Source organism: Achromobacter ruhlandii, from assembly GCF_902859695.1.
Taxonomy (GTDB): domain Bacteria; phylum Pseudomonadota; class Gammaproteobacteria; order Burkholderiales; family Burkholderiaceae_B; genus Achromobacter; species Achromobacter ruhlandii.
In genome coordinates this window covers 25,223-44,642 of sequence record NZ_CADIJL010000023.1, presented here as the reverse complement: position 1 = coordinate 44,642, position 19,420 = coordinate 25,223, and the positions used below count along the sequence as shown (strand labels likewise).

At 68.4% G+C, this 19,420-nt stretch carries 16 protein-coding genes; 7 read left to right on the top strand and 9 right to left on the bottom strand.

Features of this window, described 5'->3' with window-relative positions; translation table 11 throughout:
- Nucleotides 1-91 precede the first annotated feature (91 nt).
- Nucleotides 92-454 (bottom strand): glyoxalase superfamily protein, encoded by a 363-nt coding sequence (locus HV742_RS22865; RefSeq protein ID WP_049070980.1) that lies wholly within the window; start codon nucleotides 452-454, stop codon nucleotides 92-94.
- Nucleotides 455-539: 85 nt separating this feature from the next.
- Here HV742_RS22865 and HV742_RS22860 point away from each other — a divergent pair, with 85 nt between their 5' ends.
- Entirely contained in the window at nucleotides 540-899 is a 360-nt protein-coding gene (locus tag HV742_RS22860; protein ID WP_175146434.1) for a hypothetical protein, read from the top strand.
- A gap of 122 nt (nucleotides 900-1,021) precedes the next feature.
- On the opposite strand, the gene HV742_RS22855 is transcribed toward HV742_RS22860, so the two are convergent.
- The 5 genes from HV742_RS22855 to HV742_RS22835 form a co-directional block, all read right to left on the bottom strand.
- Entirely contained in the window at nucleotides 1,022-2,038 is a 1,017-nt protein-coding gene (locus tag HV742_RS22855) for a Bug family tripartite tricarboxylate transporter substrate binding protein (protein ID WP_059269210.1), read from the bottom strand.
- Nucleotides 2,039-2,304: 266 nt separating this feature from the next.
- Nucleotides 2,305-3,045 carry an amino acid ABC transporter ATP-binding protein gene (locus tag HV742_RS22850; RefSeq protein WP_049070976.1) on the bottom strand — a complete coding sequence of 247 codons (741 nt, stop codon included), beginning with the start codon at nucleotides 3,043-3,045 and terminating at the stop codon, nucleotides 2,305-2,307.
- Between the two features lie 60 nt (nucleotides 3,046-3,105).
- Complete coding sequence (locus tag HV742_RS22845) at nucleotides 3,106-4,209, bottom strand: amino acid ABC transporter permease (RefSeq protein ID WP_059269209.1); 1,104 nt, start codon at nucleotides 4,207-4,209, stop codon at nucleotides 3,106-3,108.
- Between the two features lies 1 nt (nucleotide 4,210).
- Nucleotides 4,211-5,401 (bottom strand): amino acid ABC transporter permease, encoded by a 1,191-nt coding sequence (locus HV742_RS22840; RefSeq protein ID WP_054483562.1) that lies wholly within the window; start codon nucleotides 5,399-5,401, stop codon nucleotides 4,211-4,213.
- 125 nt (nucleotides 5,402-5,526) lie between these two features.
- Nucleotides 5,527-6,543, bottom strand: coding sequence for an amino acid ABC transporter substrate-binding protein (locus HV742_RS22835; RefSeq protein WP_006386905.1), 1,017 nt, complete (start codon nucleotides 6,541-6,543; stop codon nucleotides 5,527-5,529).
- A gap of 316 nt (nucleotides 6,544-6,859) precedes the next feature.
- On the opposite strand from HV742_RS22835, the gene HV742_RS22830 reads away from it, so the two are divergent.
- The 3 genes from HV742_RS22830 to cheD all read left to right on the top strand — a co-directional run bounded on the left by HV742_RS22830 (nucleotide 6,860) and on the right by cheD (nucleotide 9,669).
- Nucleotides 6,860-7,573 carry a cell division ATP-binding protein FtsE gene (locus tag HV742_RS22830; RefSeq protein ID WP_175146433.1) on the top strand — a complete coding sequence of 238 codons (714 nt, stop codon included), beginning with the start codon at nucleotides 6,860-6,862 and terminating at the stop codon, nucleotides 7,571-7,573.
- Entirely contained in the window at nucleotides 7,570-8,478 is a 909-nt protein-coding gene (locus tag HV742_RS22825) for a cell division protein FtsX (RefSeq protein ID WP_049070971.1), read from the top strand. The genes HV742_RS22830 and HV742_RS22825 overlap by 4 nt, the downstream gene beginning before the upstream one ends.
- Nucleotides 8,479-8,892: 414 nt before the next feature.
- Nucleotides 8,893-9,669: a chemoreceptor glutamine deamidase CheD gene (cheD, locus tag HV742_RS22820; RefSeq protein ID WP_100503929.1), complete on the top strand. Its 777-nt coding sequence runs from the start codon at nucleotides 8,893-8,895 to the stop codon at nucleotides 9,667-9,669.
- 14 nt (nucleotides 9,670-9,683) lie between these two features.
- Here the strand turns inward: cheD and HV742_RS22815 are convergent, their stop codons facing one another.
- Nucleotides 9,684-10,640 carry a GlxA family transcriptional regulator gene (locus tag HV742_RS22815; RefSeq protein ID WP_175146432.1) on the bottom strand — a complete coding sequence of 319 codons (957 nt, stop codon included), beginning with the start codon at nucleotides 10,638-10,640 and terminating at the stop codon, nucleotides 9,684-9,686.
- Between the two features lie 291 nt (nucleotides 10,641-10,931).
- Here HV742_RS22815 and HV742_RS22810 point away from each other — a divergent pair, with 291 nt between their 5' ends.
- Complete coding sequence (locus HV742_RS22810) at nucleotides 10,932-11,621, top strand: M24 family metallopeptidase (protein ID WP_175146431.1); 690 nt, start codon at nucleotides 10,932-10,934, stop codon at nucleotides 11,619-11,621.
- 93 nt (nucleotides 11,622-11,714) lie between these two features.
- On the opposite strand, the gene HV742_RS22805 is transcribed toward HV742_RS22810, so the two are convergent.
- Complete coding sequence (locus tag HV742_RS22805; protein WP_175146430.1) at nucleotides 11,715-15,326, bottom strand: indolepyruvate ferredoxin oxidoreductase family protein; 3,612 nt, start codon at nucleotides 15,324-15,326, stop codon at nucleotides 11,715-11,717.
- Between the two features lie 161 nt (nucleotides 15,327-15,487).
- Here HV742_RS22805 and mutY point away from each other — a divergent pair, with 161 nt between their 5' ends.
- Entirely contained in the window at nucleotides 15,488-16,573 is a 1,086-nt protein-coding gene (mutY, locus tag HV742_RS22800) for an A/G-specific adenine glycosylase (protein WP_100509300.1), read from the top strand.
- Between the two features lie 366 nt (nucleotides 16,574-16,939).
- Here mutY and HV742_RS22795 read toward each other — a convergent pair whose 3' ends face one another.
- On the bottom strand, nucleotides 16,940-17,758 hold the full coding sequence (locus HV742_RS22795) for a helix-turn-helix transcriptional regulator (RefSeq protein WP_175146429.1): 819 nt from the start codon (nucleotides 17,756-17,758) through the stop codon (nucleotides 16,940-16,942).
- 205 nt (nucleotides 17,759-17,963) lie between these two features.
- Between HV742_RS22795 and iaaH the strand changes: the two genes are divergently transcribed.
- Complete coding sequence (gene iaaH, locus HV742_RS22790) at nucleotides 17,964-19,409, top strand: indoleacetamide hydrolase (protein ID WP_175146428.1); 1,446 nt, start codon at nucleotides 17,964-17,966, stop codon at nucleotides 19,407-19,409.
- Nucleotides 19,410-19,420: the final 11 nt, after the last annotated feature.

The window sequence follows — 19,420 nt, the reverse complement described above, 5'->3', positions numbered from 1 at the left end:
CCTGACGCCGCGGATCCGCCAGGAACGCTGGAGCGGGCGCGGCGCTACCTGGGCATGTGAGCCGCGCGCCCGGGTAGCGCGGCTCGCGGACTCAGTCTTGCGATTCGCAGAACGTCAGGCGGTTGCCGAACGGGTCGGTGACCTTCAGCAGCCGGCCCCAGGGCGCATCCTCGACGCCCGGGCGGGCGTAGCCGTATTGCTTGCCGATCAGCTCGGCCTGGTAATCGTCAACGCCGGTGGTACGCACGAAGATGGCCGCGCCCGGCGTGGCATCGCCGTAGTGCTCGCTCAGGTGCAGCACCAGCTCGCCGCGATGCACCTGCGCGTACAGCGGCAGGCCCGGTTCGAAGCGATGTTCCCAGTCCCACTCGAAGCCGAGGAAATCCAGGTAGAACTCGCGCGCCTTCTCGACCGAAAAGATGCGCAGGATGGGAATGGCGGGGGACAAATGCATGATTCTGGCCTTAGTATGCGAGGGGTCGCGCCCGCGGACTTCCGAGCGTGCGCGCATCCCGCCAGCATAGATCAAACCGGTTGCCATGCCCGACGCCCAAGCCGCATCCTGGAAACACCTGCCCGCGCCGAAGAAGCGCGCCAGGCTGCCGTTCGACGCCGTCTACACGGCCGAGCAATACGCGCGGCTGCGCCAGGGGCGCATCCCCGCGGAGATGGAAGACAAGTGGTTCATCTACCTGGATGATGGCGTGCTGCGTTTTCATCGCAGCTGGACCGGCATCTGGATCTACGCCCTGCGGCTGGACGCCGTGGGCGACCAGTGGCGCGCGCATGACGCCTGGGTGAACCGCGAGGCCGACCAGTACGGCTGCACCGACCTGGAAACCGACCGCAAGCTGTTGGCGCGGCTGGTGGACGGCCTGCTGGCCGCCCCGCGCGGATAACCACAAGACAGGAACAAAGCGCGAGGGCCGCGATCGCGGCCCCCGGCGGATGCATCGCCCGCTCGCGGCGGGCGTCATGCGGACAGGCGCGTTCCCGACGGAACGCGCCAGGCGCGCCGGCCTCAGTTCAGGCTGGCGCCGGAGATCTTCACGATCTCCTGGTACTTGGCCTTCTCGTTCTTGACGAACTCGGCGAAGGCTTCGGGCGTCATGGGCGGCGCTTCCGAACCCATCGTCAGCAGGCGCTGCTTGACGTCGGGCTGCTGCATCGCTTCCGCGTAGGCCTTGTTCAGCTTGGCCACCACCGGCGCCGGCGTGCCGCCGGTCGTGAACACGCCGAACCAGGTGCCCAGGTCGAAGCCCTTGATGCCCGACTCTTCCACCGTCGGCACGTCGGCCAGCAGCGACGAGCGCTTGGCCGTGGTCACGGCCAGCGCCTTGACCTTGCCGTCCTTGATCAGCGGAGCCGAGGCCGCCAGGTTGTCGAACATGAAGTCCGATTGGCCCGACAGCAGCGCCAGCTGCGCCGGGGCCGCGCCCTGGTAGGGAATGTGCTCGACGTTGATGCCGGCGCGCGCCTTGAGCAGCTCGCCCGACAGGTGGCCGGCGCTGCCGTTGCCGCCGGAACCGTAGTTCAGCTTGCCCGGATTCTTCTTGGCGTACTCGATCAGGTCAGACAGCTTCTCGATCTTGTTCTTGGCGGCGAACTCGACGTTCATCACCAGCACGTTCGGCACCGACGCCACGATGGTGACCGGGGCGAAGTCCTTCACCGGGTCATAGGGCAGGTTGGCGAACAGCCAGGGGTTGATGGCGTGGGTCGCGACGGCGCCCATCACCAGGGTGTAGCCGTCGGCCGGGGCCTTGGCCACCAGGTCGGCGCCGATGTTGCCGCCGGCGCCCGAGCGGTTTTCCACCACGACGGGTTGGCCGAGCGAGCCGCGCACCTTCTCGGCCAGCATGCGGGCCATGGTGTCGAGCGGGCCGCCGGGCGGGTAAGGCACCACGAAGCGCAGCGGCTTGGTGGGAAAATCGGTGTTCTGCGCCAGCGCGGGCGCGCCCAGGGTCAGCGTGGCGGCCAGGGCCGCGGCGCCGCCCAGCAGGACGCGGCGCATCGCGCCGCGGGGGGTCTGTTTCATCTGGTTTGCTCCTCTCATTGCATCGATGGCGGTCGGTAGCATACCGCAGCGGGGTGAACGGCGTAACAAAGGGCTACCGGGAGAACCGAGCGCTTTTCCCGTGAACGGCGCGCCCCGGCCGACTGGAAACAACGTGCGCCGGCCACCCCGGCGTGCTCGGCGCTTTCCCTTTCGCGCCGCCTCGCCAACGGCCGACGCCTAAAAAAAAGCCGCCTTCCAGGGAAGGCGGCTCCGGTTGGGGTCGCGGCGCGCGGCGGCGCCCGGCCTCAATGCAGGATCTGGCTCAGGAACAGCTTGGTGCGCTCGTTCTGCGGGTGGTCGAAGAACTCGTCCGGGCTGTTCTGCTCGATGATCTCGCCGCGGTCCATGAAGATGACGCGGTTGGCGACCTTGCGCGCGAAGCCCATTTCGTGGGTCACGCACAGCATCGTCATGCCGCTTTCCTGGGCCAGGTTGACCATCACGTCCAGCACTTCCTTGACCATTTCCGGGTCCAGCGCCGAGGTCGGCTCATCGAACAGCATGATCTTGGGGCTCATGCACAGCGAACGGGCGATGGCCACGCGCTGCTGCTGGCCGCCCGAGAGCTGGCCGGGGAATTTCTTGGCCTGGTCCGGGATGCGCACGCGTTCCAGGTATTTCATGGCCGTGGCCTCGGCTTCGGCGCGCGGCTTCTTCAAGACCCACATCGGGCCCAGCGTCAGGTTCTCCAGCACCGTCAGGTGCGGGAACAGGTTGAAGTGCTGGAACACCATGCCGACGTCCTTGCGGATGGTCTCGATGTGCTTGAGGTCGTTGGTGAGCTCCGTGCCGTCCACGATGATGTGGCCTTTCTGGTGCTCTTCGAGCCGGTTGATGCAGCGGATCATGGTGGACTTGCCCGAGCCGGACGGCCCGCACACCACGATGCGCTCACCCGGCGCCACGTCCAGGTTGATGTTGCGCAGCACGTGGAACTGGCCGTACCACTTGTTCACGTCCTGCAGTCGAATGATGGCATCAGACATGCCTGTACTCCCGTAAATATCGCGTTGCGGGCCCGCCCGTGGCGGGCCCGCGGCAAGGTTCTATCGTGCGTGACCGGTGGCCAGGCGTTTTTCCAGCGCCTGGCTGTATTTGGACATGGAGAAGCAGAAGACGAAGTAGATCAGCGAGATGAACAGATACGCCTCCACCCCGAATCCGCGCCATGCCGCGTCGGACAGGGCCGCCTTGGCCGCCAGCGTCAGGTCGAAGATGCCGATGATCACCACCAGCGACGTGTCCTTGAACAGCGCGATGAAAATGCTGACCAGCGGCGGGATCACGATCTTGAGCGCCTGCGGCAGGATGATCTTGCGCATCTGCTGCCAGTAGTTCAGGCCGAGCGAGTCGGCGCCTTCGTACTGGCCCTTGGGGATCGCCTGCAACCCGCCGCGCACCGTTTCGGCGATGTACGCGGCCGCGAACATGATGATCGCGATCTGCGCGCGCAGCAGCTTGTCGATGGAGAAGCCTTCGGGCAGGAACAGCGGCAGCATCACCGACGACATGAACAGCAGGCTGATCAGCGGCACGCCGCGGATCAGCTCGATGTACACGACGCACAGCGCCTTGATGGCCGGCATCTTCGAGCGCCGGCCCAGGGCCAGCAGCACGCCGATCGGGAAGGCGAAGGCGATGCCGAACGTCGACAGGATCAGCGTCAGCGGCAGGCCGCCCCAGCGCGCGTTCTCGACGTAGGTCAGGCCCAGCACGCCGCCCCACATCAGGATCGCCACGGCGGTCAGGCCGACGGTCCAGATGATGGCGAGCTTCCAGTTCCAGAAACGACGGATGCCGCTGCACACGATCACCGCGACCAGGATGATGGTCGCGATCAGCGGCCGCCATTGCTCGTCGTACGGATAGGTGCCGAACAGGATCAGCCGGTGCTTCTCGATGATGAAGGCCCAGCAGGCCCCGCCCACCGAGGCGCGGCATTCCTGCGCATTGGCGGCGGTGAAGTTGGCCTTGATGAAGGCCCACTCGACCAGCGCCGGCACCGACATCAACAGGAACCACGCCAGCAGCACCGTGATCAGGATGTTCAGCGGCGAGGAAAACAGGCGCGAGCGCAGCCACGCCCACGCGCCGACATGGGTCTTGGGCGGCGGCAGCCCTTCACTGGGGATATGCGTAGTGCTGCTCATATCAACGCTCCACCAGCGCGATGCGCTTGTTGTACCAGTTCATGAAGATCGAGATCGACAGGCTGACCGTGAGGTACGCGCCCATGATGATGAGAATGCCCTCGATGGCCTGCCCGGTCTGGTTCAGCGTGGTGTTGACCACCGACACGATGTCCGGATAGCCGATGGCCACGGCCAGCGAGCTGTTCTTGGTGAGGTTGAGGAACTGGCTGGTCATCGGCGGGATGATCACGCGCAGCGCTTGCGGCAGCACCACCAGGCGCAGCACCTGCTTGCGGCGCAGGCCCAAGGCCCCGGCCGCTTCCCATTGGCCGTTGTTGACCGCCTGGATGCCCGAGCGCACCACTTCGGCGATGAAGGCCGAGGTGTAGATCACCAGGCCCGCCAGCAGCGCGGCGAACTCCGGCGACAGCGTCAGGCCGCCGCTGAAGTTGAAGCCCTTCAGTTCCGGCATGTCCAGCGTCAGCGAAGCGCCGCTGACCAGCCAGCCGACGATCGGCAAGCCGATCAGCAGGCCGATGGCGGCGCGGCCCAGCGGGAACACGTGGCCGGTGGCTTCCTGGCGCTTCTTGCCCCAGTGGCCCAGGAACAGGATGGCGACGATGGCCAGGCCCAGGCCGGCCAGCATCCAGTCGAGCGAGTTGCCCTCCAGTGCCGGCACCTTCAGGCCCCGGTTGGAGATGAACACGCCCGGCAGCGGGTTATGCGCCTGGCGCGGACCCGGCATGTTCTCGGTGATCAGCGCATACCAGAAGAACAGCTGCAGCAGCAGCGGCACGTTGCGCATCACTTCGACGTAGACCGAGGTGATCTTGGCCACGAGCCAGTTCTTGGACAGCCGGCCGACGCCGATCAGCGTGCCGAGGATGGTCGCCAGCACGATGCCGAGCACGGCCACGCGCAGCGTGTTGAGCAGGCCCACCCAGATGGCGCGGCCATACGTGTCGGCGGGGGTATAGGCGATGGGCGTTTCGCCGATGGCGAAGCCGGCCTCGCGTTGCAGGAAACCGAAGCCCGTGGCGATGTTGCGCACGGACAGGTTGTGAAGCGTGTTTGAAACCAGGAACCACACCGCCAGGGCGACGGCGGCCAGTGCGATCACTTGATAGACCACGGCGCGCACGCCGGGATCGTTCCAGTTCAGACGCCGGGGGGGTGCCGAAATCGGGGCGTTTTTGTTGGGAGTCGTCATGAATGAATCTACAGAAGTCGGACACCGGGCGGCTGGCCCGAAAGACCGCGCCGCCCACTCCTGCCGCCCGCTCGAAGGCGGGCTAGGCATGGCGCCACGCGGACGCCATGCCGGGCAGCCGTGTGTTAGCGCACCGGCCAGCCGTACATCAAGCCGCCTTGCTTGTAGCTGGCGTTCAGGCCGCGCTCCAGCTTCATCGCGCTGCTCTTGCCGAGCGTGGCTTCGAAGCTTTCGCCGTAGTTGCCGACCTGCTTGATGATGTTATACGCCCACTTGTCGTCCACGCCCAGGTTCTTGCCCATGCCCGGGGTCACGCCCAGGATGCGCTGGATGTTGGGATTGGTGCTCTTGGTCATTTCATCGACGTTCTTGGACGTGATGCCGTATTCCTCGGCTTCCAGCATCGCGTTCAGCGACCAGCGGATCACGTTGAACCATTGCTCGTCGCCCTGGCGCACCATGGGGCCCAGCGGCTCCTTGGAGAAGTCTTCCGGCAGGATGATGTACTTGTCCGGATTCTCCAGCGTGGTGCGGGTCGAGGCCAGCTGCGACTTGTCGGTCGTGAAGGCATCGCAACGGCCGGCCGAGAAGGCGCGGATGATTTCGTCGTACTTGTCGATCACGACGGGCTTGAATTCGATCTTCTGGCCACGGAACCAGTCGGCCAGATTCAGCTCGGTGGTGGTGCCCGGCTGCACGCAGATGGTGGCGCCGTTCAGTTCCTTGGCGCTCTTGACGTTCAGGTCCTTCGAGACCATGACGCCCTGGCTGTCGTAGTAGTTCACGCCCACGCCGATCAGGCCCAGGGTGGTGTCGCGCGTCAGCGTGACGGTGGTGTTGCGGGTCAGCACGTCCACTTCGCCCGATTGCAGGGCGGTGAAACGCTGCTGCGTGTTCAGCGGCGTGACCTTGAACTTGCTGGCGTCGCCGAACATGGTGGCGGCGACGGCGCGGCACAGATCAACGTCCAGGCCCTTGTATTCACCCTTGCTGTCCGCGATCGAGAATCCCGGAATGCCGGTCGAAACGCCGCATTGGACAAACCCTTTTTTCTTGACGTTATCGAAGGTCGCACCCGCATTGGCAGCCGCGGACGCAGCGAACAGGGCGGTGCCAATGGCAGCGAGTTTCAGTACTTTCATCTTGATCTCCGTAGGGGTGTTGCGAAGCCGAACGCAAGGCCGGGTTGGGCTTTACGCATGGGGCGGATGGTAGCGTCCGCAAAGCGGCCTCCGCATCCGGGAATTCCCTTGAAATATAGGGACACTGGATGAAATCAAACGGGGTTTGGCACCAAAAACGGGGACGATCTTAAGTCCGCGAAGAACGTGTCCAACTGGTCACCTTTTCCGGCCCGATGCCGTCACATCGGGACACTTTTTCCCGCGTGCGCGCCACGCCGTTTTAGGCCAGCTTACTGTCCCCGAGTTACTATTGCGGCTTCATCCGACAGCCGCCATGATCGAATTCCAGCACGTCTTCAAATCGTATGGCCGCGGCCGCAATATCCTGGCCGACATCAACTTCCGCGTCAGCGCGGGAGAGTTCGTTTTCGTGTCCGGCCCGTCCGGCGCCGGCAAGTCCACCCTGCTCAAGCTGATCGGCGGGCTCGAGCCCGCCAGCCGCGGCTCGATCCAGGTCAACGGCCAGCGGCTCGACAAGCTGCCCGCCCGCGCCCGGCCTTACCTGCGCCGCGCTGTCGGCGTGATCCTGCAGGACACCCACCTGCTGTTCGATCGCAGCGCCTTTGAAAACGTGATGCTGCCGCTGGCGGTCACCGGCCACCCGCGCGACTCGGCCGCCGCGCGCGCCCGCGCCGCGCTGGACAAGGTCGGCCTGTCGGGCAAGGAAGACCTCAACCCCATCGAACTGTCGGGCGGCGAGCAGCAGCGCCTGGCGATCGCGCGCGCCATCGTCAACCGGCCCGCCATCCTGATCGCCGACGAACCCACCGCCAACCTCGACCACGACAACGCCCAACGCATCATGAATGTGTTCCGCGACTTCAACCGCGTCGGCGTCACCACGCTGATCGCCTCGCACGACCAGGAACTCATGGCGCGCTACGCCACCCGCACCCTGCGCATCGACCCGGGCAAGTTCGCCGATTCGCACGGCCCGGCCACGCCGCCGGCCGATGCCGGCCACGGCATCGCCGGAGAACCGGCATGAACGCCTGGCTGCGGCAGCATCGCTATGCCCTCATGGTCACCCTGCGCCGGCTGCTCAAGCAGCCGTTCTCCTCGCTCGCCAACCTGCTGGTGATGGCGCTGGCGCTGGCCCTGCCGCTGCTGGGCAGCGCCATCCTGGTGTCGGTGCAGCCGGTGGCGCGGCAGATGTCCGTCACCCCCGAGGTCACCGTCTTCCTGCGGGTCGACGCGCCGGCCGGCGCCGCCGCCGACATCGCCAAGCGCATCCAGGGCGAGTACGCCAGCGACGTGCGCGCGGTGCGCGTGGTCGGCCGCGACGACGCCCTGGCCGACCTGCGCGCCAATCCCGCCTGGCAGCAGGCGCTGGCCGTGCTGCCCGGCAATCCCCTGCCCGACGCGGTGGTGGTGACGCTGGCCGACGGCGAAGATCTGGCCGGCCGCGCCGACAAGCTGGCGCGCGCCTGGAAGCAATGGGACCAGGTGGATCTGGTGCAGCTGGACAGCGCCTGGGTCCAGCGCCTCGAGGCCATCCTGCGCTTCGCCCGCATCGGCCTGGGCTTCCTGGCCGCCTGCGTGGCGGTGGTGGTGCTGGCCACGGTGTTCAACACGGTGCGCATGCAGGCGTTGTCACAGCGCGAAGAGATCGCCGTGGCGCGGCTGGTGGGCGCCACCGAGTCGTTCGTGCGGCGGCCCTTCCTGTACCTGGGCGCGCTGTCCGGCGCCCTGGCCTCGCTGCTGGCCATCGGCGTGGCGGCGGTGGCACTGTCGCCGCTGAACAACGCCCTGCTCGGCCTGGCCCGCAGTTATGGGGCTGAATTCGCCTTGCATTTGCCCGGCGCCCCCGTGCTGCTGGCTGCCATCGTCGCCTCGGCCGCCCTGGGCGCGCTGTCGGCGCGCTGGTCCGTTACGCGCAGCACGCGCTTCTGAAAGGCATCGGTCTTCGTCCGATTTCCCTGAAGACCGATCCGCCTAAAGCCACGTATAGCCCCCGTTCGTCCCCGTGATCCGGGGAACGGCCGCGTCCCGCCCTGGGTACGATGGCTGCACCTGCCCCGTCGTGGCCCCATCCGGCCCGGCGCCGGGATCGTGGCACCCGCATGAGGCGCTCCGCTTCGGGGCCCCTGGGACGCGTCAGGACAGGCGCGGAAAGGCTCGCGCCGCGTGCAAACCACCATATTTTTCAGGGACATAACAAAGTTGCGGTTACACAGGTTTTCACCCCATTTCAGGACAAATGTGTAAGAATAAAGCGACATGTTTTTACATATTTTGAAACGTTTCCCGTCCTACCGAGCGCCGCCTTCGTGTTCCAACCGTTGTCCTTGCCCTTGATTCCGCCCCATGGTCGCCCGTCTTGAAGCCCGCGCGACGCGCCACTATTTCGATAGCGCGTTCCAGTCCCAGGCGGTGAAAGTACTCCCCAACGAGTACTACGTCACCGACGAAGACATCATGATCTCGACCGTGCTCGGTTCGTGCGTGGCCGCCTGCATCCACGACCCGGTCAACGGGGTCGGCGGCATGAACCATTTCATGCTGCCCGAGGGCGACATGCAGTCGCCCGCCTCGGCCACCATGCGCTATGGCGCCTTCGCCATGGAAGTGTTGATCAACGAACTGCTCAAGGCCGGCGCGGTGCGCGACCGCCTCGAGGCCAAGGTGTTCGGCGGCGGCGCGGTGCTGTCGGCCATGCAGCAGATGAACATCGGCGAACGCAACGGCCAGTTCGTGCTGAACTACCTGCGCACCGAAGGCATCCCGGTCAAGGCCCAGGACCTGGGCGACGTACACGCCCGCCGCATCAACTATTTCCCGCGCGACGGCCGCGTGATGGTGCGCAAGATGGCGCCGCACCACCAGCGCGCCGAAGAAATCATCGCCAAGCGCGAACAGGCCGCCGCCGAAAGCGTGCAGGCCAAGACCCAGAGCCCGCCGCGCGTCGAACGTTTCACACGGCCCGGCGTGGAACGCTTCGACCGCCCCGCCGCCCGGCCGGGCGTGGAGCGTTTCGATCGCCCCGGCGTCGAGCGTTTCGACCGCCCCGCCACGCGCCCCGGCGTGGAACGCTTCGACACCGGCGTCACCCGCCGCCGCAAGCCGGAAACCGCGGGCGGTTGAATCCGCCCGGCGCGTCAGCAGCCGAAACTGGCGCGATACTGGCTGGGCGACACGCCCAGCCGCCGCTGGAATACCTCGCGCAGGTGCCGCGCATCCCGGAAGCCGCAATCGAAGGCCACGGTCTTGAGCGGCGCCGAGGCGCGCTCCAGCCGCGCGCGGGCCGCATCCACCCGGGCGCTTTCCACGAAATCCGCCGGGGTGACGCCCGCATCGCGCAGGAACACCCGCGAGAAGTTGCGGCGGCTCATGTTGGCCACCGCCGCCAGCGCGTCCACGCCAAGATCCTCGGCCAGATGCCCCAGCACGTACTGCTGTACCTGCGCCACCGCCGAGGTCTCCTCGACGAAGGGCGTGAGGAACGGACTGAACTGCGATTGTCCACCAGCGCGATGCATGAACACCACCAGCCGTTTGGCCACGTTCAGCGCCACCTTCGGCCCATGGTCCTGCGCCACCAGGTACAGGGCCAGGTCGATGCCGGCGGTCACCCCCGCAGACGTATGCAGCCGGCCATCCCGCGCGTACAGCCGATCGGTCTCGACGCGCAGGTCCGGATAGCGCGCCGCCAGCGCCGGCGCGTCGTTCCAGTGGGTGGTGACGGTGGCGCCCGCCGGCAGGCCGGCGCGCGCCAGCAGGAAGACACCGTTGCAGATCGAGCCGTAGCGTTCGGCCCGCGCGCAGGCCGCGCGCAGCCAGGCCCGTGCCTCGTCCGACTCCTGCGCCGCCGGCAGGCCGGGCCCGCCGGCGGCCAACAGCAGGTCGGGCGCGTCGGCGACATCGGCGTAATAGCGTTGCGGCGCCAGCAGCATGCCGTTGGAACAGGGGACCACGCCGCGCGTCAGGCCGATCAACTCCATTCGGTACTGCCGGGCAGGCAGCAAAAAGCGGTTGGCCTCGGCAAAGACGTCCAGCGGACCGCTGACGTCCAGCGACTGCACGCCGGGAAACACGAGAATGGCGACGGATTTCATGGGATCGGAGGGCGGGAGGCTCGGGCCCCGCGCGACACGGCGCGGACACCAAGGCGGCAACGATGCCGCCAGACGCTACCTTAGCCCAAGGTCTGCGGCGCAAGGGATCCCTGCCGTCAAGCCTGGCCGCAAACCGTGCCACGGCGGCCGCAACCCGCCGCCGTCCACGGCCATGGCCTCCGGACGCGCCAGACTGGCCGGAATCCGTGCCGCGCGGCGCTGGTCGATGACCCGGCGCGCGCCCAGACTGCTTGCATCGCCCTCCGGGCTTGCCAAGCAAGGAACCCCCTCATGCAAACGCCCTCTTCCGACCCCAGCGAACGCGTCGGTCCCGCCTTTTCCCTGGACGGCATGCTGCTGGCCCGCAACAAGACACGCCAGGCCATCGAGGACATCGCCGCGCGCATCCGCCCCGGCATGATCGAGGAAGACGCGGTCGCCCTGGCCAAGCAGACGCTGATCGATGCCGGCATGGCGCTGAGCTGGCATCCCACGCGGGTGCGCTTCGGCGCCAACACCCTGAAAGCCATGCGGCAGGCGTCCACGCCCGGCGCGGTGCTGGGCGAACACGACATCTTCTTTCTCGACATCGCGCCGCGCCTGGACGCCTGGGAAGGCGATGGCGGCAAGAGCTACGTGGTGGGCGACGACCCCGGCCAGGCGCGTTGCGCCCGCGACGCCGAGGCGCTGTTCCATGACGTGCGCGGCGTCTGGCTGCGCGAGCGGCTGAGCGGACAGGCGCTCTACGCGTACGCCGACCGCCAGGCGCGCGCCATGGGTTGGGAGCTGAACTTCGACCTGCCCGGCCACCGCGTATCCGACTTCCCGCACGCGGCAATTCATACCGGCTCGCTCGCCGAGCTGGCGATCAGCCCATCGGAGATGCGCTGGATCCTGGAGATCCACTTGCGCGACCCGCAGGGCCGCTACGGCGCGTTCTTCGAGGACATGCTGCTGGACGACGCGCACTATCCGGCGTAGGGCTGGCCAGCCGCAGTCGCGCGCGGCTGCCGCGAGGGCGCATGGGCCGGCGGCAGGCATATGCCCGTCGCCGGCCATCGCCGCGCAGGCGGATCACGCCGCCCGCGCGCCCCCGATCGACACCACGCTGGCGCTGAAGTCCTTGAGCAGCGCCTCGCGCCGCGCGGCGGCCTTCTCCATCGCCGCCTCCTTCACGTGGCCGTAGCCGCGGATCTCCTCCGGCACGCTGGCCAGGGCGACCGCGCGATCCAGGTTGCCGCGATTGAGCTTGGACAGGATCGCGCTCAGCGTCTCGCGATACTCGCGCGCCAGCTCGCGCTCGGCGCGGCGCTCGCGGGTGTAGCCGAACGGATCGAAGCGCGTGCCGCGCAGGCGCTTCATGCGCGCCAGCAGGCGGAACACCCGCAGCATGCCGGGACCGTAGGCTTTCTTGACCAGATGGCCGTCCGCGCCGCGCCGCGCGAACAGCGGCGGCGCCAGATGGAAGCGCAGCTTCCAATCGCCCTCGAACTGCTCGCCAATGCGCTTGAGGAACTCCCCGTCCGTGTACAGCCGCGCCACCTCGTACTCGTCCTTGTAGGCCAGCAGCTTGAAGTAGTAGCGCGCCACTGCCAGCGCCAGGCGCTGGGTGGCGGTGGCCTCGCGCTCGGCGTGCGCCACCTTGTCCACCAGGTCGGTGTACTGCTTGGCGTAAGCCGCGTCCTGGTACTGCGTCAGGAACGCGCGGCGCGTTTCGACCAGGCGCGCCAGCTCGCCGGCCGGCTTCTTCAGTTCCGCCACGGGTTGGGCCACGCGCGGCCGGCGGATCTCGATGATGCCCTCCGGATGCGCGGGCGCGCCGCCGCTTGCCAGCAGGCGCGTCACGCCGGCCAGGTCATGCGCCGCGCGGCGGCCCCAGGCGAACGCCGCCAGGTTGTTGGGCACCTGCTGGCCGTTCAGTTCGATGGCGCGCAGCAAGGACTCGCGCGACAGCGGCAGCCAGCCCTTCTGGTAGGCGTAGCCCATCATCAGCGGGTTGGAATAGATGGCGTCGCCCAGCAGGCCCACGGCCAGCGCCGACGCGTCCACCATGTGCAGGTTGTCCTTGCCGCAGGCGGCCTGCAGGTCGGCCGTCAGGTTGGCGCCCGGCAGCGTCCAGTCGGGATTGGTCACGAATGCCGCGGTGGGCGCGGTGTCGCTGTTGAGCAGCGCGCGCGAGCGGCCTGGACGCAGCCGCGCCATGGCGTCCGCGCTGGTGGCCACCACCAGGTCGCCGGCCAGCATCAGGTCGGCCTCGCCCATCGCCACGCGCGTGTTCATCAAGTGGTCCGGCGTCTGCGCCAGCACCACGTGCGAATACACCGCGCCGCCCTTCTGCGCCAGGCCGGCCATGTCCAGCACCGAACATCCCTTGCCTTCCAGGTGCGCGGCCATGCCCAGCAGTTGCCCGATGGTGACCACGCCGGTGCCGCCGACGCCGGCGATGAACACGCCATAGGCCTGCGCCAGCGCGGGCAGCGCCGGTTGCGGCACGTCGTCGTCGACCGCGCCTTCCGGCGCCAGCGCGCGCGGCTTGCGCAGCTTGCCGCCTTCCACCGTGACGAAGCTGGGGCAGAAGCCCTTCAGACAGGAGAAGTCCTTGTTGCAGCTGGACTGGTTGATGGCGCGCTTGCGGCCGAACTCGGTCTCCAGCGGTTCCACCGACAGGCAGTGCGATTTCTGCGAACAGTCGCCGCAGCCTTCGCACACGCGCTCGTTGATGACCACGCGCCGCGCCGGATCGGGATAGGCGCCGCGCTTGCGGCGGCGGCGCTTCTCGGTGGCACAGGTCTGGTCATAGATCAGCACCGACACGCCGGAGTGCTCGCGCAACTCGCGCATCACCGCGTCCAGCTCGTCGCGGTGTTTCACCGGCACGCCCGGCGCCATGCCGGCCATGCCCTGGTATTTCTCCGGCTCGTCGGTCACCACCACGATCTTGTCGATGCCCTCGGCGGCCACCTGGCGGCTGATCATCGGCACACTGATGGGGCCGTCCACCGGCTGCCCGCCGGTCATGGCCACCGCGTCGTTGAACAGGATCTTGTAGGTGATCGGCGCCTTGGCCGCCACCGCCGCGCGGATCGCCAGCAGGCCGGAATGGAAGTAGGTGCCGTCCCCAAGGTTGGCGAACACGTGCTTCTCTTCGGTGAACGGCGCCTGCCCCAGCCACGGCACGCCCTCGCCGCCCATCTGCGTGTACACCTGCGTGTTGCGGCCCATCCAGGTGACCATGTAATGGCAGCCGATGCCGGCCATGCCGCGCGAGCCTTCCGGCACCCGTGTCGAGGTATTGTGCGGACAGCCCGAACAGAACCACGGCTTGCGGTCTTCCACCACGCGCGGGCGCGCCAGCGCCTGTTCACGATCGGCGATAAAGGCCAGCCGCGCCTCGATGCCGGCGCGCACGTCGGCCGGCAATTCGAAGCGCAACAGGCGCGCGGCGATGGCCTTGGCCACCATCGCCGGCGAAAACTCGTAGTGCGCCGGCAGCAGCCAGTTGCCCTGCGGCACCGCCCACTCGCCGCCATCCTTGTCGTCGAACTTGCCGACCACGCGCGGGATCTTCTTGCCGCTGCCGATCCAGCTGAACAGTTCTTCCTTCAACTGGTATTCCAGCACCTGGCGCTTTTCCTCGACCACCAGGATCTCGTCCAGGCCATCGGCGAAGCGCGCCATGCCGGTGGACTCCAGCGGCCACACCATGCCCACCTTGAACAGCCGCAGGCCGATGCGCTGGCATACCGCCTCGCTCAACCCCAGGTCGGACAGCGCCTGGCGCGTGTCCAGGTAGGCCTTGCCCGAGGTCATGATGCCAAAGCGCGCGTCGCGCGCCGGCACCTGCCACAGTTCGCGGTTCAGGTTGTTGGCGCGGGCGTAGGCCAGCGCCGCGTACAGCTTGTAGTCCAGCAGCCGCGCCTCCTGTTGCAGCGGCGTGTCCGGGATGCGGATGTTCAGGCCGTCCGGCGGCAGCTGGAAATCCCCGGGCAGCACGATCTGCACACGGTACGGATCCACGTCCACCGAGGCCGACACCTCGACGATGTCGGTGATGCACTTCATGCCGACCCAGACGCCGGCATAGCGGCTCATGGCCCAGCCGTGCAGGCCGTAGTCCAGCACTTCCTGCACGCTGGAGGGGAACAGCGCCGGGATCATGCAGGCCTTGAGGATGTGGTCGCTCTGGTGCGGCAGCGTCGACGACTTGGCCGGATGGTCGTCGCCGGCCACCACCAGCACGCCGCCGAGCGGCGACGTGCCGGCGGCGTTGGCGTGCTTGAACACGTCGCCGCAGCGGTCCACGCCCGGCCCCTTGCCGTACCACATGCCGAACACGCCGTCGTACTTGGCGCCCGGGAACAGGTTGACCTGCTGCGTGCCCCACACCGCGGTGGCCGCCAGGTCCTCGTTGATGCCCGGCTGGAACTCGACGTGGTGCGCCTTCAGGTACTTGGCCGCCTTCCACATGTTCTGGTCGACCCCGCCCAGCGGCGAGCCCCGGTAGCCCGACACGAACCCGGCCGTGTTCAGCCCCGCGCGCAGGTCGCGCAGCCGCTGCATCATCGGCAGGCGCACCAGGGCATGGATGCCGCTCATCCAGGCGCGGCCGCTTTCCAGGGTGTATTTGTCGTCCAGCTGGACGGATTCGAGCGCCGCGCGCAGCGCGGGCGTGAGGGGGGCATTCATGTCTACTCCGAGGGTCGTGGAACGCCCGCGGCAGCCAACGCACCACGCCCTCTTGAAGCGCATGCAGGCAAGCGGCGGGAGGTGAATTCCGGGCGCTCGATGCGCCTCTGTCCCACGGTTGTAACCGCTCGCCCCACCCCCGGCAATAGGGCGATGCGATAATTGCGGGCATGGACTTCGCCCCTCGCATCGTCGCCTGGCAACGCCAGCACGGCCGCCACGATCTCCCCTGGCAAAACACCCGGGATCCCTACCGCATCTGGCTCTCCGAGATCATGCTGCAGCAGACGCAGGTGGCCACGGTGATCCCCTACTACGAACGCTTCCTGCAGCGCTTCCCCGACGTGGCCGCGCTGGCCGCCGCCGCCCAGGAAGAGGTGATGCCCTACTGGGCCGGCCTGGGCTACTACGCCCGCGCCCGCAACCTGCACCGCTGCGCCCAGGAAATCGCGCGCGACTGGAACGGCCGCTTCCCGCCCAGCGCCGAAGCCATCGCCACGCTGCCCGGCATCGGCCGCTCGACCGCCGCCGCCATCGCCGCCTTCGCCTACGGCGAGCGCTCGCCCATCCTGGATGGCAACGTCAAGCGCGTCTTCACCCGTCACTTCGGCATCGCCGGCGACCCCGCCAGGCGCGAGGTCGAACAGCGCCTGTGGGCCCTGGCCGACGCCCAGGTCGAGGCCGCGCCCGGCCTGGACATGGCCGCCTACACGCAGGGCCTGATGGACCTGGGCGCCACCCTCTGTACGCGCGGCAAGCCCGCCTGTGAACGCTGCCCGGTCGCCGACACCTGCGTCGCCAAGCGCGACGGCCGCCAGGCCGAACTGCCCACGCCCAAGGCGCGCAAGGCGATCCCGGAACGCGAGACCGCGATGCTGGTGCTGCAGCACCAGGGCGCGTTCCTGCTGCAGCAACGGCCCGAACCCGGTATCTGGGGCGGCCTCTGGAGCCTGCCCGAATTCGACGCCGCCGGCGACCCCCTGGCCGCCTCCCGCGCCCTCGGCCTGGACCCCGAACAGCGCTTCGAACTCGCCGCCTTCGCCCACACCTTCACCCACTACCGCCTGCACATCCGCCCCTGGTATGTGCCCGTGCGCAGCGCCTCGCTGCGCCAACCCACGCAACCCGAACGCTGGGTCACCCAGGCCGAACTCCCCGACACCGCCCTGCCCGCCCCCGTCAAGAAACTCCTGCTGGGCCTGATCGACGCCGGCCTCCCCGGCGACCTGCTGGCCAACAGCAAGTAGCGCCCTCCGACCGCCCCCCGCGCGCAGCGTCACCACCCCGACGCCAGACACCCAAACGCCAAAGAAGGCCGCCCGCGCGGCCGCTTTTGGCGACCCCGCAAGGTTCCTGCCCCGCCCACGATTGCAGGCAAAAATGCCAAGCACAAGACCCGCCCCAACAGCCGCCGTTAAGTCACGACGCGAGCGAGTGGCGGGGCAGGCGGGGGATGGCGGGGCGTGTAGATGCGCCCGGCGGAAACCGAAGGCAGCCGCCGTAGGCGGCAACGAGGTTGAGCACGGGGCAGTCCGGAGCGAACGCTCCGGACCGCAATCGTAGCCCCGCCATCCCCCGCCTGCCCCGTCACTCGCGCCTCAAGAACCCACCCGTCACTCATCCCCCAGCAACATCACCAGCTTCAGGTCCAGGTGAGTCGCCAGGCGGAAGGTAATCTGCTGGAACGCCATCCGCCCCCGCCGCGGATGCGCGAATTCACGCAGGCCGCCCTCGCGCTCGACCACCGCGTGCCGGTTCCACCAATGCGCGAACACCGCGCTCTGCCGGTTCAGGGCATCGATCAGCGCCAATACCGCCGGCTCATCCAGATGCGCCCCCGCATCCGCCCGAAACTCGGCCACCACGCGCCGCGCGCGCTGCTCCCAGTCCACCACCAGGTCGCGCGCCGCCGGGTCCAGGAAGATGTAGCGCAGCAGGTTGGGCTCCGGATCCCGGGTCGGCCAGTCGTCGAACAGTTCCCGCAGCGGTTCATTACAGGCCAGCACGTTCCAGGCCCGGTCCAGCACGTAGGCCGGCGCGGTGATGGCGTCCACGCACTCGCGCAGCGAACCCGGCGCCCCCATCGCATCGTCGCGCGCATGCTGCGGATCGGCGCAGTCGGCCAGATCGAACAGATAGGCCCGCTCGGCCCGCGCCAGTTGCAGCACGCCCGCGATGCGCGACCAGACCGAGGGCGACACCGATACCTCGCGCCCCTGCTCGATCCAGGTGTACCAGGTGACGCTGATGCCGCACAGCTGCGCCACCTCTTCGCGCCGCAGCCCCGGCGTGCGCCGGCGCATGCCTTCGGGCAGGCCGGCCATCTGCGGCGTGATGCGCGATCGGGCGCTGCGCACGAATTCGCCCAGCGCCTGGCGGCGCAAGCGGGAGCCTTCGTGGCCGGCGGCGCCGGCCTGGGGGGAAGTGTTCATACCAGGATAAGAGAGGGACTTGTACGTGTATAAGCTCCACCTATCTTAGCGCCTGGCCGCCCCCGCGGTACCGCGCCCCGCCCGCGGGCGACCACGGGCCGGACCGCCATATCGACGAACGGCGCCCGGCCGCGCTACGGTCAACCCTGCACAGAACGGTATCGACCCGACGCAACCGCCCCAAAACCAAGGAGACAACCCCGCCATGACCGCCCACCAGACGTCCTCGAGCTGCCCCACCGTGACCGAGGCCGCGGCGCTGTTCCGCGACGGCCAGATCACCAGCGAGGCCCTCACCCGGGCCTGTCTGGACCGCATCGCGTCCCGCCAGGACCTCAATGCCTTCATCACCGTCGACGCCGAGGGCGCGCTGGCCCAGGCAAGGGCCGCCGACGCCGGGCGCGCCGCCGGCCGCGCGCCCCGGCCGCTGGAGGGCGTGCCGTTGGCGATCAAGGACAACATCCATGTGGCGGGGCTGCCCAACACCGCCGGCACCCCGGCCCTGCATGGCTTCATCCCCAAGGAAGACGCGCCGGTGGTGCGCCGGTTGCGCGAGGCGGGCGCCGTCATCGTCGGCAAGGCGCACATGCATGAACTGGCCTTCGGCGTGTCCGGCTACAACACCGCCTACCCCGGCCCGCGCGGCGCGGGCACGCGCAACGCTTATGACGCCGAACGCATCGCCGGCGGTTCGTCCTCGGGCAGCGGCGCGGCGGTGGGCGCGCGCCTGGTGCCGGCCGCGCTAGGCACCGACACGGGCGCTTCCGTGCGCCTGCCCGCCGCCCTCAATGGCGCCGTCGGCTTCCGACCTTCCGTGGGTCGCTATGACGGTTCGGGCATTACGCCGATTTCGCATACCCGCGATACGCCCGGACCCATCGCCAACGGCATGGCCGACATCGCGCTGCTGGATGCCGTCCTGACCGGCGATGACACGCCACTGCCGGCGCTGCGCGCCGCCGACCTGCGCCTGGGCCTGCCCGGCTATTTCTGGCAGGACCTGGACCCGCGGGTAGAGGCCACGGCGCAGGCCGCCCTGGAGCGTCTGCGCGCGGCCGGCGTGACCCTGGTCCCGCTGGACCTGCCCGGCCTGGAAGCCAGCAACGCCGCGACCGGCATGCCGCTGTGCCTGTACGAGCAGAAGCACGATCTGATCGCCTATCTGCAACGCCACGACGCGGGCGTGTCATTCGAGGAACTGGTGGCTCGGATTTCCAGCCCCGACGTGAAAGCCATCTTCGACGACCTGGTCGTGCCGGGCGTGCTGCCCACGCCATCGGGCGAGCTGCTGCCGCTGCAACCGCTGTACGACAGCGCCATCGCGGAACATCGCAACGCGCTCATCGACGTCTACCGCCGTGCGTTCGCGCGGCACGGGCTGCACGGGCTGCTGTTCCCCACGGTGCCGGTGTTGGCGCCGCTCGCCGCGCCCGAGGCCAGCAGCCTGGAGTCGTTCCTGCGGCTGGCGCGCAACGTCGATCCCGGCAGCAACGCGGGCCTGCCCGGCCTGAGCCTGCCCGCCGGCCTGTCGGACGGCGGCCTGCCGATCGGACTGGAGGTGGATGGCCTGCCGGGCGAGGACCGCCAGATCCTCGCCATTGGCATGGCAATCGAACCATTGCTGGGCCGGCTGGCGCCGCCGGCTGCCTGACGCGGACGCCG

Bases quoted from the DNA above. Each gene is read 5' to 3' on its own strand.
- HV742_RS22835 (WP_006386905.1), bottom strand. From the start codon at position 6,543: ATGAAAGTACTGAAACTCGCTGCCATTGGCACCGCCCTGTTCGCTGCG.
- cheD (WP_100503929.1), top strand. From the start codon at position 8,893: ATGGTCGCCCGTCTTGAAGCCCGCGCGACGCGCCACTATTTCGATAGC.
- HV742_RS22855 (WP_059269210.1), bottom strand. From the start codon at position 2,038: ATGAAACAGACCCCCCGCGGCGCGATGCGCCGCGTCCTGCTGGGCGGC.
- HV742_RS22825 (WP_049070971.1), top strand. From the start codon at position 7,570: ATGAACGCCTGGCTGCGGCAGCATCGCTATGCCCTCATGGTCACCCTG.
- HV742_RS22830 (WP_175146433.1), top strand. From the start codon at position 6,860: ATGATCGAATTCCAGCACGTCTTCAAATCGTATGGCCGCGGCCGCAAT.
- HV742_RS22805 (WP_175146430.1), bottom strand. From the start codon at position 15,326: ATGAATGCCCCCCTCACGCCCGCGCTGCGCGCGGCGCTCGAATCCGTC.
- HV742_RS22815 (WP_175146432.1), bottom strand. From the start codon at position 10,640: ATGAAATCCGTCGCCATTCTCGTGTTTCCCGGCGTGCAGTCGCTGGAC.
- HV742_RS22795 (WP_175146429.1), bottom strand. From the start codon at position 17,758: ATGAACACTTCCCCCCAGGCCGGCGCCGCCGGCCACGAAGGCTCCCGC.
- iaaH (WP_175146428.1), top strand. From the start codon at position 17,964: ATGACCGCCCACCAGACGTCCTCGAGCTGCCCCACCGTGACCGAGGCC.
- HV742_RS22840 (WP_054483562.1), bottom strand. From the start codon at position 5,401: ATGACGACTCCCAACAAAAACGCCCCGATTTCGGCACCCCCCCGGCGT.
- HV742_RS22865 (WP_049070980.1), bottom strand. From the start codon at position 454: ATGCATTTGTCCCCCGCCATTCCCATCCTGCGCATCTTTTCGGTCGAG.
- HV742_RS22850 (WP_049070976.1), bottom strand. From the start codon at position 3,045: ATGTCTGATGCCATCATTCGACTGCAGGACGTGAACAAGTGGTACGGC.
- HV742_RS22860 (WP_175146434.1), top strand. From the start codon at position 540: ATGCCCGACGCCCAAGCCGCATCCTGGAAACACCTGCCCGCGCCGAAG.
- HV742_RS22810 (WP_175146431.1), top strand. From the start codon at position 10,932: ATGCAAACGCCCTCTTCCGACCCCAGCGAACGCGTCGGTCCCGCCTTT.
- HV742_RS22845 (WP_059269209.1), bottom strand. From the start codon at position 4,209: ATGAGCAGCACTACGCATATCCCCAGTGAAGGGCTGCCGCCGCCCAAG.